This window comes from Mesorhizobium sp. WSM3224 (assembly GCF_000427725.1).
Lineage (GTDB): Bacteria > Pseudomonadota > Alphaproteobacteria > Rhizobiales > Rhizobiaceae > Mesorhizobium.
Genome location: NZ_ATYO01000001.1, coordinates 725147 through 741090, shown reverse-complemented (window position 1 = coordinate 741090; position 15944 = coordinate 725147). Strand labels below are relative to the sequence as shown.

Sequence of the window (15944 nt, the reverse complement as noted above, 5' to 3'; positions counted from 1 at the left end):
GGCACCTGGACTCGCCTAGATGGCTCAGGGCCAAGCGTCCTGCATCGCGTTCACCGACAGCCATGCGATCATAGGCAACGCGACCAGTACTGCCAGCCGCAGCCCCGCGGATCGCGCCTGGTCGGGCTCCCGGCGCTGAAGTTGGCGCCAAATCTGGAATGCTGCAGCGAGCGTGAGCAACGCATAAAAGCCGGCGAGCACCCACAGGCCCGTCTGACCGGATATCGCAATGCCGTTTTTCTCAAGCGCCTTGCCTATCAGCATGGCCGGCCCGGCGACGAAGAAGGCAATGGTGATGCCGAACAGGAAGCCGATCATCGCACCTAGGAAGGGCGTCGCAGACAGCGCCACAAGCACCACCAGCAGGATGAGAAGAGTGATGAATGCACGCTGGCTCATGTCACATTCCCCGATCGGACGCAGCAGACTGTACCGTTCCGGCCTTAATTGCGCGTAACGGCTGTGGCCGGTCTTCGAGACACGGTCTGGACGCGGTCTTTGACCTGACCTCGCATCCCTTGCCGGCAACGGAACCGTCGCTATTGTCAGCGGCGATCCGAAACAGACGTGGCGGGAACTCAATGAAACTTGGTTTTGTCGGCACGGGCGCGTTGAGCTCGGCCATCGTCACCGGGCTGAAATCGCTGCCGGGCGAGACGACGCCGGTGGTGGTCTCGCCGCGCAATGAGGAGATCGCCGCGGAGCTTGCCGCGCGCTACCCGGATGTGCGCATTGCCGCCGACAACCAGGCGGTGCTCGACCAGTGCGACACCGTCATGCTGGCGGTGCGGCCGCAGATTGCGCGCGATGTGCTGCGGGAGCTGCGGTTCCGCAAGAACCATCACGTCGTCAGCCTAATTGCGACCGTGTCGCACGAGGAGATCGCCGCGCTTGTCGCGCCGGCGACACATGTCGGCAAGGCCCTGCCCATGCCGATGATCGCCTGCCTGCAAGGCGCGACGATCATCTGCCCGCCGGACCCGATCGTGGCGGCGTTCTTCGGCAGGCTGGGCGGTGTGATCGAGGTCGAGGATCAGAACGAATTCGATGCGCTCAGCGTCGTCACCGCCACCTATGCCAGCTATTTCAAATACCTCGACACGATCCACGCCTGGGTGCACAGCCAAGGTGTGGCTGGAGACAAGAGCCGCGCGTACATCGCCAGCATCTTCAAGGCGCTGGCCAATGCGCCGGACACGGCTCCGGACGCCGACTTCATGCATCTTGCGCAGGACTACGCGACGCGCGGCGGCATCAACGAGCAGGTGCTGCGCGAGCTGACCGAACGCGGCACGTTCGATGCCTTCGCTCAGAGCCTTGGCCGCGTGCACAAGCGCATCACGGGCAAGTAACTCACTGCGTCCCTGCAAGCCGCAGCGAAGGTCTACGCGCGCTCACGCGGTCGAGATAGAGATAGACGACCGCCCCGATGCCAATACCGCCCGCCCCGAAGCCTAGCGGCGTTCGGGCAACATCCTCAGGACAAAGCCAACCATCAGCCCGAGGATGAAGCCGAGCGGGCCGGTGATAAAGATGCCAAGCATCGGACCTTGATTTGCTTCCGGCGTGAAGATGACTGGGCCCACGAAGCCGCCGAGAAAGCCGATGATGCCTAAGATAGCACCCCACTTGAGCATCATTCGCCCCCATAGCCTGTCGAGCCACAGCATCAGATTCGCCCATGCAAGCCAAGCTCTAGCATTAGCGTTGCCTCAAACAACACAGGGCATCCTCGTCGCTGGGTATCGGGATCGGGCCTCGCGCTGCGGCTTCGACACGCTATCTTAGAGGCCGCAGGCTCCAGTCTTGCACTTCATCGAGCCGCGCGGCACGCTGGCGACGGCCGACGGGCTTGCCGGCGAAAGATCGATGAGGTGCAAATTGCGTTCGACTGATTATCTCGGCCGTCTCTTCGGGCTCGAAGGCAGGCATGCCTTCATCACCGGCGCCAGCCGCGGGCTGGGCCTCGCCTTTGCCGAAGCGCTGGCCGCCGCCGGCGCGCGCGTCACCATCGGCGGCCGCAAGGCCGACGAGCTCAAGGCGGCGGGCGACCGCCTGCGCGCCGAAGGCTATACCGTGGCGGAAGCCGTGATCGACGTCACCGACACGCAGTCGGTCGACGCGGCCATAGCGGCTTCGGAATCTGGTACAGGGCCGATCGACATCCTGGTCAACAATGCCGGCATCCAGCGCCGCGCCCCGCTGGAAACCTTCAGCGACGCCGACTGGGACGCGCTGATGGCGACCAATCTTGACGGCGTGTTCAAGGTGAGCCGCGCCGCGGTGAAAGGCATGATCGCACGCCGCAAGGGTGTCATCATCAACATCTCCTCGGTGCAGAGCGCGCTCGCCCGCCCCTCGATCGCACCTTACGCGGCGAGCAAGGGCGCGATCACCATGCTGACCAAGTCGATGGCCGGCGAATGGGGCCAGCACGGCGTGCGCGTCAACGCGATCGCGCCCGGCTATTTCAGGACCGAGTTGAACGCCGCTCTGGTCGCCGACGAGAAATTCTCGACCTGGCTCACCGGCCGCACGCCGATGCGTCGCTGGGGCGATGCGGAGGAACTGGCAGGCGCAGCGGTGTTCCTGGCGTCGGATGCCGCGAGCTTCGTGACGGGACAGACGCTGCTGGTGGATGGCGGGATCACGAGCGTGCTTTAAGCGGAGCGAACAATGATCGTGAGGATGGCCGAGCTGGAGATCGACCCGGGCAGCGTCGACGCCTTCAACGCATTGCTCTCAGCGGAGATCGAAGCCTCGGTGCGGCTGGAGCCCGGGGTGCTGTTTTTGTTTGCGGTTGCGATGAAAGAAAATAGCCACTTGGTACGAGTGATCGAAGGTTATGCCGACCAAGCAGCATATGAAGCGCATCTGACCACGCCGCACTTTCTGAAATACAAGGCCGGGACCGCCGATATGGTCAAGTCGCTTCGCCTACTCGAAACCGATCCGATTTCCCTCAAGGCGAAACCTCAAATTTCAAGCTGAGACAATTACTCCCAAATAACATCCGCCGGCGCACTGTGCTCCAGCACGAGGTCGACATTGGGCATGTCGTTGCCGCGGACCTTGGCGACCGCATGCTCATCCGGGTAGTTCAGGTCGGTCCAGCGCTTGAGCAGCCGCTAACGAAGATTGAGGGAGGTTTGACCAGTGCCGCGCACGAAGCGTGTTGCCTGACCGCTTCGCAAGCGCCCGCAGGGAGCGTCGGGCGGCGGCACTGGTCAAAGCGGGGAACCTATCCGCCCGATATCCATCGGATGATGTTGGCCATCAGCCGGCCGTAGAGCGGCCATGCCAGGAAATCCTGCGACAGCCAGTGCGGGCCGATGTCGGTCGTCCAGGCGGCGGTGCGGCCCTTGCCGTGCTCGCGCACCGAAAGCAGCGGCCAGTCCGCGCCGCGATAATGGCAAGAGGCGAGCAGTCGGGAGCTGCCATCGCGGCGGAAATCGGTCTTGTTCATGCCGAGGATCGGCGGTAGCGGCCCATCGATGCCGGCAAGGATCGGATGCGACGCCTGCAGGATGGTAGCCTGCAGGCCCTGCGGCACTTCCAGGCCATCGCAGAACGGCAGGCAGCGCACCGGCAGCACATCCTCGACCGGCGTGTCGTGGAAGCGCGCCGTGCCGAACATGCCCTGAAAGCCCATGTAGCCGCCGGCCAGCATCAGCCCGCCGCCGCCCTCGACATATGCTTTCAGCACTTCGAGGCGGTTGATGCCGATGCGGCCCGTTCGGGCTTCGGGCGTGACCAGCAAGGTCAGCGCGCCGACGTCGGAGATCACAACCGCGCTATAGGAAGCAAGCGCTTCGAGATCGTAAGGGAATTCGGCCGGGCAACGCTCGCCACCGATCTGGGTGACCGAGATGCCCTCGGCTGCCAGAGCGGCGTTGAAGGCGGCGGCTCCGTTGATATAGGCGGCGCTGGTCAGCACGTCGGCGCCGGAGGCCACAGAGGTCGTGGCCGAAAAGGTTTCGCCCGCAAGCAGGATCTTCATTGCCGCACCATCCGGTCGATCGGAGAAAGGCGGCGGGCGCCTAGACCAGCGCCCGCCGGGTTCACGGGATCAGAACTTGAACTCGGCCAGGTTTTCCGGTGTCACGATCTTGGCCGGGCCGAGCACCAGCTCGCCGCCGGCGCCGATCGTGTACTCGCCGAGCCGGCCGGCCTTGAACTTCTCGCCCTCCTTGCCGGTGATCTTGCACTGCGCCAGCGCCTGGGCGGCCTGGTATGTCAGGTAGCCGAGATCGGAGACGTTCCACCAGATGTCCTGGGCGGAGCCGTCCTTGATGTATTTCGAGATCAGCGTCGCCGGCGCCAGGCCGGTCAGCTTGACCTTGCCCATCAGGCCGGCCTCCTCCAACGCGCGCGCCGCGGCCGGCAGGCCGATGCCGGCCGGAACGATGATCGCCTTGAGATCGGGGAAGGCCTGGACGAGCGCCAGCGCCTGCTGCTGGTTGACCTGCTCGCTCTCCTCGCCATAGGCGACCTGCACCAGCTTCATCTTGGCGAATTTCGGTTCGGCCGCCATCTTCTTCTTCATGAAGTCGATCCAGGCGTTCTGGTTGGTGGCCGTCGGCGTCGACGACAGGATGGCGAAGTCGCCCTCGCCGCCCATGAGATTATAGGCGCTTTCCAGCATCATCTCGGCCAGGCTGTCGCCCTTGGCCTGGTTGGCGAAGACCGAGCGGGCATCGCCGGCGACGTCGGAATCGTAGGACACCACCCTCAGGCCCTGCTGCGCGGCGCGCTTCAGCGCCGGCGCGACGGCATTGGCGTCATTGGCCGAGATGGCGATGACGCCGACCTTCTGCGTGACGAGGCTGTTGATGAAATCGATCTGCGCCTCGGCAGTCGCCTGCGAAGGCGCGACCTGGATCGCCTTGCCGCCGATCTCCTTGGCGGCCTCCTCGGCGCCCTGCTGGGCGACCTTGAAATAGGGATCGGTGTCGAGCTTGGGCAGGAAGCCGACGGTCACCGGCTCCTTGGCGCATTCGTCGGCAAGGGCCAGCGAAGCAGGGGCAAGCAGGACCGCAGATGCAAGCAGGGCTAAAGCAATTCCAGGAAAAGTGCGAAGCGGTTTTCCGTCCGGAATTGCGTCAAAGTGCTCTAATCGAAAGCTTTTCATTGTTTTACTCCTCCATTCAGACTCCGGGCTTCGAGAAGGGGCCCGAGTTCACCCCTTGGTCTCGCGCAAGGCGCGCGATCTTGAGAGCCGCTCCTCCAGGGAGCGCCAGTAATTGCCGACCAGCAGCGAGCCGATCAGAAGCAGGCCGATGATCATGCCCTGCGCGTCGCCGCCGATCTGGTTGAGCGCCAGCACGTTGCGGATGATGGCGATCAGCACCAGCGCCAGCATGACGCCCGTCAGCCGGCCCTTGCCGCCGAAGACGCTGACGCCGCCGAGCAGCACGATGGTGATGACGTCGAGCTCCATGCCGAGCGCGTTGTTGGCCCGCGCATTGGAAAGACGCGCGGTGTAGACGATGCCGGCAATCGCCGCGACGCCGCCGGAGACGACGAAGAGCGAAAGCACCATGCGGCGCGTATCGATGCCGGAGTAGCGTGCGACTTCCGGGCTACCGCCCAGCGCATAGAGCCGCTTGCCGGTCGCGGTCTTCTGCAAGACGATCGCAAATACGGGCGCCAAAACCAGGAAGGGCACGATGGTCCAGGGGATCTGCGTGCCGGGCAGGTTGTCGATGCCGAAATCGACGATCGCGGGCGGCAGGATGTTGACCGAGCCGGTGCCGAGCAGGATGTAGCCGATGCCCCTGTAGAGCGCCATGGTGCCCAGCGTCACCACCAGAGACTGCAGGCCGAGCGCGGACACCAGAAAGCCGTTGAAGGCGCCGAGCAGCGCGCCGAAGAGGAGCGTCAGCGGGATCGCCACCAATGTCGGCATGCCGGCCTGGACGAGCAGGCCGAAGATCACCGAGGCCAGCGCCAGCACCGAAGCGATCGACAGGTCGATCTCGCGGGCGATGATGAGCAGCGTCATCGGCAGGATCAGCAGCGCCTTTTCCGACGCGCTGGCGGCAAGCTGCGACAGGTTGAAGCCGGAGACGAAGTTCGGCACGAAGACCGCGGCGTAGAGGAAGACCGCGAGGCAGGCGGCGGCCAGCAGCAGGTCCCAGAAGTCGATCGAGCGGAGGAATTTCGTCATCTCATCCTCGCCTGTCTCGCCTGCTCGGCGCGCCGCACGATGAAAGTGTCGATGCCGATGGCGACGAGGATCACCAGGCCGTAGACGCCCTGCAGCCACAGCGGATCGACCCGCACCAGGGTCAGCCCGTTCTTGATGACCAAGAGCGTCAACGATCCGAGCACAATGCCGAGCAGCGTGCCGGAGCCGCCACGGATGGCGACGCCGCCGACCACGGCCGACGCGATCACCGTCAGCTCGAAGCCGAGCGCGACGCGGGCGTCGATGGTTGCGTAGCGCGAGGCCCAGAGCGCGCCGCACAGGCCGCCAAGCAGCCCGGCCAGGCCGAAGGCCATCAGTATGCGCCGGTCGACGGGGATGCCGATAAGCCGCGCGCCGTCCGGATTGGAGCCGGCTGCGAATAGCTCGCGGCCGATCGCCGTGCGGTAGAGCAGCGCATAGCCGGCGCCGAGGATGAGGACCGCGATGGCGACGATCAGCGGCACGCCGGCGAGTTTCAACCCGGTCATGTCGAGCCATCTCTGCGTCACCTCGTCGGCGCTGACCTGGTTGCCGGCGGCCCAGATCGAGTTGAAGCCGCGGAAGATCGACATCGAGGCCAAGGTGACGACGATGGCGGGAATCCTGCCCCTTGTGACGACGAGCCCGTTGATGAGCCCGCAGACTGCGCCGACGGCGCAGGCGGTCGCGAGGCCAATGGCGATGTCCATGCCGGGGTAAGCCTGCACCATGCTCGCCGCCATATACGCCGACAGGCCGATCACCGAAGCGATGGACAGATCGATGTTGCGGGTGATCAGCACCAGCATCTGGGCAAGAGCGGCTACGACCAGCAGCGCCGCGTCCATCGAGACCGCGGTCAGGTTCGCGGCGCTGACCATGCGCGGGTTGATGATGGTGACGGGAATGGCAACCGCCAGCATCGCGGCAAGCAGGCCGAACTCGCGGCGCTTCAGGAAATGCCCAGGCCCCTTGCTTGCCTCCTCGAGGGCGGCCTGCGCGGCTTGTGTCGTCGCGCCAGCTTGCTCGACCGTGCGGGTCGCGGCCTCGAGCACTTTTTCCTGGGTTGCCTCGCCGCTGGCGAACTCGGCCGTGCGATGGCCCTCGCGCAGCACGACGATGCGGTCGCACATGCCGATGAGCTCCGGCATTTCGGAAGAGATCAGCAGGATCGCCATGCCTTGCGCGGCAAGGTCGGCGATCATGGCATGCACCTCGGCCTTGGTGCCGACGTCGATGCCTTGCGTCGGCTCGTCGAGGATCAAGACACGCGGCTCGGTGCGCAGCCATTTGGCCAGCACCACCTTCTGCTGGTTACCGCCGGAGAGTTCCTTGACCGGTTGGCCGTAGCCGGCGAAGCGCAGCTTCATGCGCTTCAGCCAGTCGGCGACGAGGCTGATGGCGCGGTCGGTGCCGTAAAGGCCGAAGCGCGCCGCCTTGCCCAGCACCGGCAGCACGGCGTTGTCGAGAACGCCGAAATCCATGACCAGGCTCTGGCCCATGCGGTCTTCCGAGACATAGGCGATGCGCGCGTCCATGGCGTCGCGCGCGGAAGTGAAGCGCACCGGCTTGCCGTCGATCAGGATCTCGCCGGCATCGGGCTGGTCTATGCCGAACAGCACGCGCGCGATCTCGGTACGACCGCTGCCGACGAGGCCGCCGAGCCCGACCACTTCGCCGGCGTTGAGCTTGAGGTCGATATCTGCGAAGGCGCCGGCGCGCGACAGGCCCCTCGCCTCCAGCACCAGCGCGCCGGGTTTTTCACGGCGGTCCGGATAGAGATCGCTGACCTCGCGGCCGACCATCATGGAGATCGCCGCGGCGCGGCCGAGCTCGGCCTTCGGCCGGACGCCGACGAGGCGACCGTCGCGCAGCACCGCGATGCGGTCGGCAATGCGGAAGATCTCGTCCATGCGATGGCCGACGAACATCATCGCCACGCCATGCTGCCTGAGATCGGCGACGACGGTGAAGAGCCGCTCCACCTCGCGCTGCGAGAGCGCGGCGGTCGGCTCGTCCATGATCAGCACGCGCGCGTCGAGCGACAGCGCACGCGCAATCTCGACCAGCTGCTGCTCGGAGGTGCGCAAGGCGCCGAGCCTGGTGTCGGCAGGAACGGCGAGGCCGACGGTCGCCAGCACCTTCTTCGCGCCGGCAAGCATGGCGGCGTTGTCGATGCCGCCAAGGCCGCGCGGCATGTGGCCGAGATAGATGTTCTCGGCTACCGACAGGTCGGGAAACAGGCCGGGATGCTGGTGCATGACCGCGATGCCGGCGGCTTGCGCGTCGTGCGGGGAACGGAAGGCGGCGGGTTTGCCGTCGACCTCGACATGGCCGTCCGTCGGCGAATGCACGCCGGCCAGCAGCTTGACGCAGGTGCTCTTGCCGGCGCCGTTTTCGCCGAGCAGCGCCAGCACTTCGCCGGAGCGCAATTCGAAGGAAACGTCCTTGAGCGCAATGGTGCCGCCGAAAGCCTTGGTGGCGCCAACCAGCGCTACCGGAACGGGCTTCCCTTGCGCCGTCGTAACGACTTCGCCAAGCGCGCCTTGCTGCAGCACGTTTCCTCCCTGGTCGTAGTTATTTTTTCAATTTGCTATATTAAATGCCTTTGGGCCGCAACCGGAAAATTGACTTCCTTACGCGCAACGCGCAGTGTCGCGCCGTGCTCACCAGCGATCCGGCGACTTCGTGGCCGCGATTGCAGATAGAGCCGGCCGCACTCGCGGCAAGACTTGGGAGATGGCGTTTTGTCGGGAAAAGGCAGCAATTCGGTCAAGGTTCGGCATTACAACGAGCGTTTCGTGCTCGACGCCATCCGCCGCCTGAAGGAGGCTTCCAAGTCCGACCTGGCGCGTGCCGCCCACCTCACGCCGGCCGCCGTCGCGGACATTGTCGACGGGCTGGAGTCGGCCGGTTTCGTAAAGCAAGTGGGAAAAAGGTTCGGACAGCGCGGATCGCCATCCACCCTCTACCGGCTGGCGCCGGAGCGCATCTACAGCGTCGGCATCAAGATCGGCCGGCGCGCGCTGGAGGCGGTGCTGGTCGATTTCGCCGGCGAGGTGCGTGCCCGCGCATCGCATGAATACCGCTATCCGGACCCGGATCTGGTGCGCAAGGCCGGCAACACCGCGCTTGCCAATTTCGAGGCGCTGGTCGACGGGCTCGACGATGCCTCGATCGTCGGCGTCGGCATCGCCTCACCCTATTTCCTCGGTGGCTGGAGCGAGGAGCTCGGTTTTCCCGACGATCTCGGCGACCGCTGGGAAGCGATCGACCTCATGACTTTCTTCGCGACGCCGCCTAAGGCGCCGGTGTTCATCGAGAACGACGCCACCTCGGCGGCTTTGGCCGAACTCGTGCAAGGCGCGGGTTCGCGCTTCCGCGATTTCATGCATATCTCGATCGACACCTTCGTCGGCGGCGGCCTGGTGCAAAGCGGCAAGGTGCATACCGGCCCGCATGGCAACAGCGCGGCACTCGGTCCGCTGCCGGTTTCGCCATCAAGCCTCGATTCGGTGGCGGCCAAGCCGGCGCGCTACCAGAGCCTGCTGCACCGCGCCTCGATCTACGTGCTGGTCAATCACCTCAAATCGCGCGGCATCGAGATCGTCCGGGTGCGGGAGCTCGAACCCATGCCGCCAGGCGCGCGCGAGCCGCTGTTCGAATGGATCGAGGACTGCGCCAACGCGCTGGTCGAGGCGATCATCGCCATCACCTCGGTCATCGACATCGAGGCGATCGTGCTCGACTCGATCCTGCCGCGCTCGATCCATCTCGAACTGCTGGCGAAGGTGCAGAACCAGTTCAACCGGACCAGCGCCATCGGCATCGTGCCGCCGGAAATCGTGCCGGGCCAGTTCGGCCCCGAGGCCTCGCCGATCGGCGCGGCGATGCTGCCCTTTTCGGCATTGCTGGCGCCCGACAGCAGCGTGCTGATGATCGGCAAGGACCGGACCAAGTTGCTGGGCAGCCTCTCGGCGCTTGCCGGCCAGGGCTGAACTGCCGGGTCAGGCAGCCGCTTGCGTCAGACCGGCAGGCTGGTTGCGCCCGCTGACACGTACAGTTCGCTCGGCGCGGTTTCGGCTTCGGACGTCGAGCCCTTGCCCGCCTTCATCATCTCGATCAGCATGCGATCGACCGACAGCCTGCCGGAACCGGCGAGCGCCAGGATGAACATGCCGCCGGCGATGGCGAGGTCCTTCTCGAAATGCAGCAGTTCGTTCTGGCTGGCGAAATTGGTGTGGAAGAGAGCTGCCGTCATCAGGCAGAACAGGCCGAGCCCGATCGCGCCCAGCCGCGCCAGGATGCCGAGCGCCACCGACAGGCCCGCGCCGAGTTGCAGCGCGATGGTGGCGAGAAGCAGCGGCGTGCCGACGCCGAGCGCGGCCATCGCCTTCTGGGCAACCTCGAAATGGGTCGCAAGCTCCAGTCCCTCATGCAGGAAGATCAACGACAGAAGCAATCGGCCTGCAATCAGGACCACGTCCCGTGCGTGAAGCTTCTCGGCAAGTCCGGTCGGTGTCATGGTCGGATCCAATCTTTGGAAACAGGCGTCGGGCGGGCGCCGCGCGGGCGCGCGCGCCTGAGGATTGAAAGGTCGGAGCCGGCGCGAGGGAGAGGAACGCCGGCTCCGGTTTTCGGGCGCTACCGCCGTGGCGCCCAAAGGTCGGTGCTTCATGGGGGCTGGCTTAGCGCCAGGCCCCTCTCCCCACTTTGTGGGTGAGAGGAAACAGGTCGCCTTACTGCGTCACCTTGGTGTCGATCGCCTGCTTGAGGTCCGAGAGTTCCTCGCAGCCCGCCGGGCAGAGCTTTTGCAGCGAGGCGAGCTGCTCGTTGGCCTTGGCCATGTCGCCGGTCTCGACATAGAGCTCGCCCAGATATTCATGCGCCGCCTTGTGTTCGGGCTGAAGCTCCAGCGCCTTGGTGTAGTAGGTCAGCGAAGTCTGGTAGTCGCCGGTCTTGCGCAGCGTGAAGCCGAGCAGATTGTAGACGTCGGCCTGCTGGGTGTCCTGCGCGAGGTCGCGCAGGTCGGCCAGCGCGCCCTTGTAGTCCTTGGCGTCGATCTTGGCCTTCACGGTCGTCAGGTCGGGCGCATCGGCGCCTTCGATATCGTCCACGGCATAGGCCGGGACGGCAATGGCGATGGGGGCCGCGGTCAAGACAGCGATGGCGCCCAGCACCGCGAAAAGTGCGTGTTTCATTGGAGTTGTCGCTTTCTGTTCAGTATCTGATTCAGACCGGATTTTCCCGGTCAGATCTGGGTTGGGGTGAAGGCGTAGGCGTTACCATCCTTGATGAAGCTGCCTGTGCCGGGGAACGGGAAGTGCGAGCCGCAGATGCGGACGTTGTCGGCAATCACCTGGTCGATAATCCGGTGGCGCGTCGAGATCGCCATCGGTCCGTCCTGGTCGTAGGCGCCCTGCCATTCGGGATGCGGGGCGAGCAGCGCCGGCAGGTACATGGTGTCGGCCGAGACGAGGAACTGCTCGGAGCCGGCATCGATATGATAGACGGAATGGCCGGGCGTATGACCGGGCGCCGCCATGATGCGGATGCCGGGCATCACTTCCGTGCCGTCGTCGACCAGCTTCCAGTTCTTCCATTTCGGGAAGTTCTCGGCGATGCGCTTGCCGGCCGGCTTGCGGCCCTCGGGCAGCTTGGCGAGCCGGCTCGGATCGGTCCACCAATTGTACTCGGTGGCGTTGACGATCAGCTCGGCATTCGGGAACACCGGGTTGTTGGTGCCCTTCTCCATCAGGCCCCAGACATGGTCCGGATGGAAATGCGAGATCATGATGGTGTCGATCGCCTTGTAGTCGATGCCGGCGGCCTTCATGTTGGCCGGCAAATGCGTGGCGTTGGCCTGCCACTGGCCGACGCCGGAGCCGGCATCCATCATGATGGTGCGGCCGTTCATGTTGAGAACGACGACGGTGAGCGGGATCGGCATGAACTCGGTGGTCAGTCCTGCCTTGGCAAGCGCTGCCTTGGTGTCGTCGACCGATACGTCCCTGATGAAGGCCGGGTCATGCGGCTTACGCCAGATGCCGTCATAGACGGCGGTGACCTCGAGCGAGCCGACCTTGTATTTGTAGAAGCCGACCAGCGGCTCGACCGGGGTTTCGGCGTGAGCCGCTGGCGCGAATTCCAGCTTGCCGGCAATGCCGAAGGCGGCTGCTGCGGCGGCGGATCCGAGCACCATGCGGCGTGTCATATTGAACATCAGAAATCTCCTCTGGTGGCTGCGAGTTGCTTCAGGTTTCAGGCGGTATGAGAGAAATGGCCTCGCTACACAGCAAGACCCGGGACGCCCGGGCTTTATTCCCGGGGCGCGGAAGATTTTTTTGCGAAGCACAAAATCGAAACCGAGGCCGCGTGAGCGTCGGCCGTCATCGAACTGTCACACCCGAAAGGGGTCGCGCATGCTAGAAGCGCTGCCAGGCCGTCCCCGCGACCCCGACCGCATCAAGAGCCGGCAAAGCCGCCATGAACATTGCTGCCCCTTCCGAAGGCACCGATCTCTCACCCTACCTGCCGGACGAGCACGGGCTGTTCTTCATCTACTATTTCAAGGCTGACGGTTCCCGCACCAAGGACCCCGCCGAGGCGCACTGGACCTGGCGCAGCTATCAGATCACCGACATGCGTGCCCGCCGGGAGATCGGCGCCGAGCAGGCCCTGCCGGCGCCGGTGCGCGATGCCTTTCTGTCCCCCAGCCATGGCTGCCAGATCGATTTCGAGGACGACTTCCTCTATGGCGACCTTCCCGACCTAAGGCACGATTTTGCGGAGGCGCGCGGGCTCACGCATTTCCGCTTCGCCTTCAACGACAAGATCCTGGTCGGCGCCCGCAAGCAGCCGCTGGAATCAGTCGACAAGATCCGCAAGCTGGTAGAGAGCGGCATGCGCAAATTCCGCACGCCGGCCGAACTGATCGAGGCGGTGATGGGCCAGTCGCTCGACGGCATGGCGGCCGAGCTCGACAAGATGGGCGACACGCTCGACGGCATCGAGGATCGCATCGTCGTCGACGCATGGCATAGCGAGCGGCAGGCGCTGGTCGACGCACGCCGGCAGCTGGTGATCATCCACCGGCAGATGGCGACGCTCACAAACCTCTTCCGCCACCTCGACCATTCGCATCGCAATGAACTGCCCGACCCGGTCAACGAGATGGCGGAAAGGCTCTCGCACCGGGCGCATACGCTGCATCACGACGGCGAGCAGTTGCAGGCGCGCACGCGCCTCCTGCAAGACGAGCTGATGGCCAAGCTGACCGAGCAGTCGAACCAGTTGCTCTACGTGCTCTCGGTCATGACGGCGGTGCTCCTGCCGATGACCATCATCTCCGGCCTGTTCGGGATGAATGTCGGCGGGTTGCCGCTGGTCGACACGCCATTTGGGTTCTGGGTGGTGACAGCGATTTCGGTCGTCATCGCCGGCGTCGTCTATATGTTCGTGCGACGGCTGGGACGCGTGTAGCGCTACGCTGTTGCCCGCATATCCTCGACGATGGTGCCGGCGGCGCGGACTTCGGCCTCGTGGTCGGGATGGCGCCACGTCTCGGCAAGCCCGGCCGCATACCATTCGCGCATGGCCGGCAAATCGAGCAGCCGCCGCGGATAGACTGCGGCCGCACCTTCGAAAGTCAGCCCATAGGACTGTGCCCTGAATGCGATGGGAGCGAAGAAGGCGTCGACGGCGCCAAAGCGGTCGCCGGCCAGGAACGGCCCGCCGAAACGCGCAAGGCCATCGTTCCACAAGTCCGCCATGCGGAAGATGTCGTGCTTCAGCGAACCGGACATCGGCAACGGCTCGACCCGCACGCCGCAACTCATCGGGCAAAGGTCGCGCAGCGCCGTGAAGCTCGAATGCATCTCGGCCGCGGCCGACCGCGCCCAGGCGCGCGCTTTTGCCTCCGCCGGCCAGACACCTTGATGGCGTTCGGCCAGATATTCGACGATCGAGAGCGAATCCCAGACCGCCCAGCCGTCGTCTACAAGGCAGGGTACGCGACCATTTGGCGAGACCTTTCGGTAGAGGCTGAAACTCGATCCGGCCGGGAACGGCGTCAGCCGCTCCTCGAAGGGAATGGCGAGGACGCGCATCAGCAGCCACGGACGCAGCGACCAGGATGAATAGTTCTTGTTGCCGATATGCAGAACGTACATCAGCCCCTCCCTGCCCTGAACTATTTTAACGGCTAGCCGATATCACCGTGCGCTTCGCGGCCCCTGAACATCGACCAGCTGTAGACGGCGAGCGCAGCCCAGATCAGCGCGAAGGCGATCGCCTGCGTCGTGCCGAACGGTTCGTCGAAGACAAGCACCGCGATCAGGAACACCATGGTCGGCGCGATATACTGCATGATGCCGATGGTGGACAGGCGCAGCAACCTGGCGCCGAAGGCAAAGAGCAGCAGCGGCACCGCCGTGATCGGGCCGCAGCCGATCAGCAGCGCCGTGTCGGTGGCGGTGCCGGAGACGAAATGGTCCTGCCCGGTGGCGATCAGATAGGCGATGTAGCAGAGCGCCGGCACCGAGAGCAGCAGCACTTCGAGCAGAAAGCCCTGGCTCGGACCGATCGGCAGCGTCTTGCGGAAGAAGCCGTACGCGGCGAAGGAGAAGGCAAGCGCCAGCGACACCCACGGCAGCTTGCCGGCGTCGATCGTCAGCACCGCCACCGCGATTGCCGCAAGCGCCACCGCAGCGATCTGCAGCCGGTCGAGCCGCTCGCCGAGCAGCACGGCACCAACGACGATGACCACCAGTGGATTGATGTAATAGCCGAGCGCGGTCTCGACGGTGCGGCCGACCGAGATCGCCCAGACATAGATGCCCCAGTTGACCGAAATCAGCACCGCCGTCAGCGCCGCCATGGCGATGCTCCTGGGCGAGCGGATCGCCGCCTTGAAATCGGCGGTGCGGCCGGCCCAGACCAGCACGCAAGCTGCGATCGGCACCGACCAGACGACGCGATTGGCAATCACTTCGGCAAGCGGCAGATGCGCCACCGCCTTCATGTAGAAGGGCAGCAGTCCCCAGAGGGAATAGGCACCAAGCGCCAGCAGGAAGCCGCGGCGGGCCTTGGCGTCTTGATCGAGGAGAGCGGTTTCGGTGACCATGGCCCAACGCTATGGCCCAGCGAACCGTCCAAGACCATCACAAAATTATGATGGATCAATGGACTTTCGGTGATGGTTCAAGTGGTTGACTACGCTTCAAGGCGCCTGAACAGCGATGCCTGCTCATTGATGGGCGGGTTTTTCGACAAGCTCGAAGAAAACCCTGTCGGGTGCTCCCTCATCATGCCTGAAGCCTGTCAACTCCGCCGCCAGATTGAGAGGAATGTCGAAGATATGATCGACATCATTTTCCTTGTCCTGCTGTGAAAATGCCTGCTGTCTCAGGGATTCAAAAGAGGCTGGAAGATCGCCTGTGGTGTGAAGATCCCTGACGTCCTTGTCGCCGCTGTGCCAGACCCTCCAGACATTCTTTCCGGCGCTCCAGAGCTCGGCGCGAGCAAACATCGTGTGTTCTTCTATATGCACGACGACCATTTCTCTGCCCTGCGAAAAAGCAGACAAGTAACTGTCTGGAGGATTGGGAAAGCTGCAGTAGCCGAGGATGACGATCGCCCAGTTCTTGTCGCTGCGATAGGCATTTACAGGCGCATCGAAATCCTCCGATGTGCCGCCGAGTTCCCTGCCGAACAAGGCTGCGGCTTCCTTGATCCCGTAGCCTCGAAGGCCAAACCAGCTTATCGAAAAGCCCAC

General features: G+C 64.5%; 17 protein-coding genes. 5 read left to right on the top strand and 12 right to left on the bottom strand.

Features of this window, described 5'->3' with window-relative positions:
* Window positions 1-24: 24 nt before the first annotated feature.
* The gene (locus YU3_RS0103540; protein ID WP_027164947.1) at window positions 25-399 is read right to left on the bottom strand and encodes a hypothetical protein; all 375 of its coding nucleotides are present in this window, start codon (window positions 397-399) and stop codon (window positions 25-27) included.
* A gap of 182 nt (window positions 400-581) precedes the next feature.
* Here YU3_RS0103540 and YU3_RS0103535 point away from each other — a divergent pair, with 182 nt between their 5' ends.
* Window positions 582-1352, top strand: a complete 771-nt coding sequence (locus YU3_RS0103535; RefSeq protein WP_027164946.1) for a pyrroline-5-carboxylate reductase — start codon at window positions 582-584, stop codon at window positions 1350-1352.
* Window positions 1353-1454: 102 nt separating this feature from the next.
* Here the strand turns inward: YU3_RS0103535 and YU3_RS35950 are convergent, their stop codons facing one another.
* A complete protein-coding gene (locus YU3_RS35950; protein WP_156913304.1) occupies window positions 1455-1670 on the bottom strand; it encodes a hypothetical protein in 216 nt (71 codons plus the stop codon).
* Between the two features lie 211 nt (window positions 1671-1881).
* Between YU3_RS35950 and YU3_RS0103525 the strand changes: the two genes are divergently transcribed.
* Window positions 1882-2664 (top strand): glucose 1-dehydrogenase, encoded by a 783-nt coding sequence (locus tag YU3_RS0103525; protein ID WP_027164945.1) that lies wholly within the window; start codon window positions 1882-1884, stop codon window positions 2662-2664.
* A gap of 12 nt (window positions 2665-2676) precedes the next feature.
* Window positions 2677-2991, top strand: coding sequence for a putative quinol monooxygenase (locus tag YU3_RS0103520; protein ID WP_027164944.1), 315 nt, complete (start codon window positions 2677-2679; stop codon window positions 2989-2991).
* Window positions 2992-3241: 250 nt separating this feature from the next.
* Here YU3_RS0103520 and YU3_RS0103515 read toward each other — a convergent pair whose 3' ends face one another.
* The 4 genes from YU3_RS0103515 to YU3_RS35940 all read right to left on the bottom strand — a co-directional run bounded on the left by YU3_RS0103515 (window position 3242) and on the right by YU3_RS35940 (window position 8727).
* The gene (locus YU3_RS0103515) at window positions 3242-4000 is read right to left on the bottom strand and encodes a glutamine amidotransferase (RefSeq protein ID WP_027164943.1); all 759 of its coding nucleotides are present in this window, start codon (window positions 3998-4000) and stop codon (window positions 3242-3244) included.
* A gap of 69 nt (window positions 4001-4069) precedes the next feature.
* Window positions 4070-5131 (bottom strand): rhamnose ABC transporter substrate-binding protein, encoded by a 1062-nt coding sequence (locus tag YU3_RS0103510; protein ID WP_084507901.1) that lies wholly within the window; start codon window positions 5129-5131, stop codon window positions 4070-4072.
* Window positions 5132-5179: 48 nt separating this feature from the next.
* Entirely contained in the window at window positions 5180-6169 is a 990-nt protein-coding gene (locus YU3_RS35945; RefSeq protein ID WP_036257736.1) for an ABC transporter permease, read from the bottom strand.
* Window positions 6166-8727, bottom strand: coding sequence for an ATP-binding cassette domain-containing protein (locus YU3_RS35940; RefSeq protein ID WP_156913302.1), 2562 nt, complete (start codon window positions 8725-8727; stop codon window positions 6166-6168). Before YU3_RS35940 ends, YU3_RS35945 begins: the two co-directional genes overlap by 4 nt.
* Before the next feature lie 189 nt (window positions 8728-8916).
* On the opposite strand from YU3_RS35940, the gene YU3_RS0103495 reads away from it, so the two are divergent.
* Window positions 8917-10167, top strand: coding sequence for an ROK family transcriptional regulator (locus tag YU3_RS0103495; protein ID WP_027164941.1), 1251 nt, complete (start codon window positions 8917-8919; stop codon window positions 10165-10167).
* A gap of 26 nt (window positions 10168-10193) precedes the next feature.
* Here YU3_RS0103495 and YU3_RS35935 read toward each other — a convergent pair whose 3' ends face one another.
* From YU3_RS35935 to YU3_RS0103480, 3 genes are all read right to left on the bottom strand, one after another.
* Window positions 10194-10694, bottom strand: coding sequence for a DoxX family protein (locus tag YU3_RS35935; RefSeq protein ID WP_084507900.1), 501 nt, complete (start codon window positions 10692-10694; stop codon window positions 10194-10196).
* Between the two features lie 214 nt (window positions 10695-10908).
* Window positions 10909-11370, bottom strand: coding sequence for a tetratricopeptide repeat protein (locus YU3_RS0103485; protein WP_027164940.1), 462 nt, complete (start codon window positions 11368-11370; stop codon window positions 10909-10911).
* Between the two features lie 50 nt (window positions 11371-11420).
* The gene (locus YU3_RS0103480) at window positions 11421-12392 is read right to left on the bottom strand and encodes an MBL fold metallo-hydrolase (protein ID WP_027164939.1); all 972 of its coding nucleotides are present in this window, start codon (window positions 12390-12392) and stop codon (window positions 11421-11423) included.
* Between the two features lie 263 nt (window positions 12393-12655).
* On the opposite strand from YU3_RS0103480, the gene YU3_RS0103475 reads away from it, so the two are divergent.
* The gene (locus tag YU3_RS0103475; protein ID WP_027164938.1) at window positions 12656-13651 is read left to right on the top strand and encodes a transporter; all 996 of its coding nucleotides are present in this window, start codon (window positions 12656-12658) and stop codon (window positions 13649-13651) included.
* 2 nt (window positions 13652-13653) lie between these two features.
* Here the strand turns inward: YU3_RS0103475 and YU3_RS0103470 are convergent, their stop codons facing one another.
* The 3 genes from YU3_RS0103470 to YU3_RS0103460 all read right to left on the bottom strand — a co-directional run bounded on the left by YU3_RS0103470 (window position 13654) and on the right by YU3_RS0103460 (window position 15944).
* Window positions 13654-14340: a glutathione S-transferase gene (locus YU3_RS0103470; RefSeq protein ID WP_027164937.1), complete on the bottom strand. Its 687-nt coding sequence runs from the start codon at window positions 14338-14340 to the stop codon at window positions 13654-13656.
* A gap of 32 nt (window positions 14341-14372) precedes the next feature.
* On the bottom strand, window positions 14373-15293 hold the full coding sequence (gene rarD, locus YU3_RS0103465) for an EamA family transporter RarD (RefSeq protein WP_027164936.1): 921 nt from the start codon (window positions 15291-15293) through the stop codon (window positions 14373-14375).
* A gap of 123 nt (window positions 15294-15416) precedes the next feature.
* Entirely contained in the window at window positions 15417-15944 is a 528-nt protein-coding gene (locus YU3_RS0103460) for a hypothetical protein (RefSeq protein WP_027164935.1), read from the bottom strand.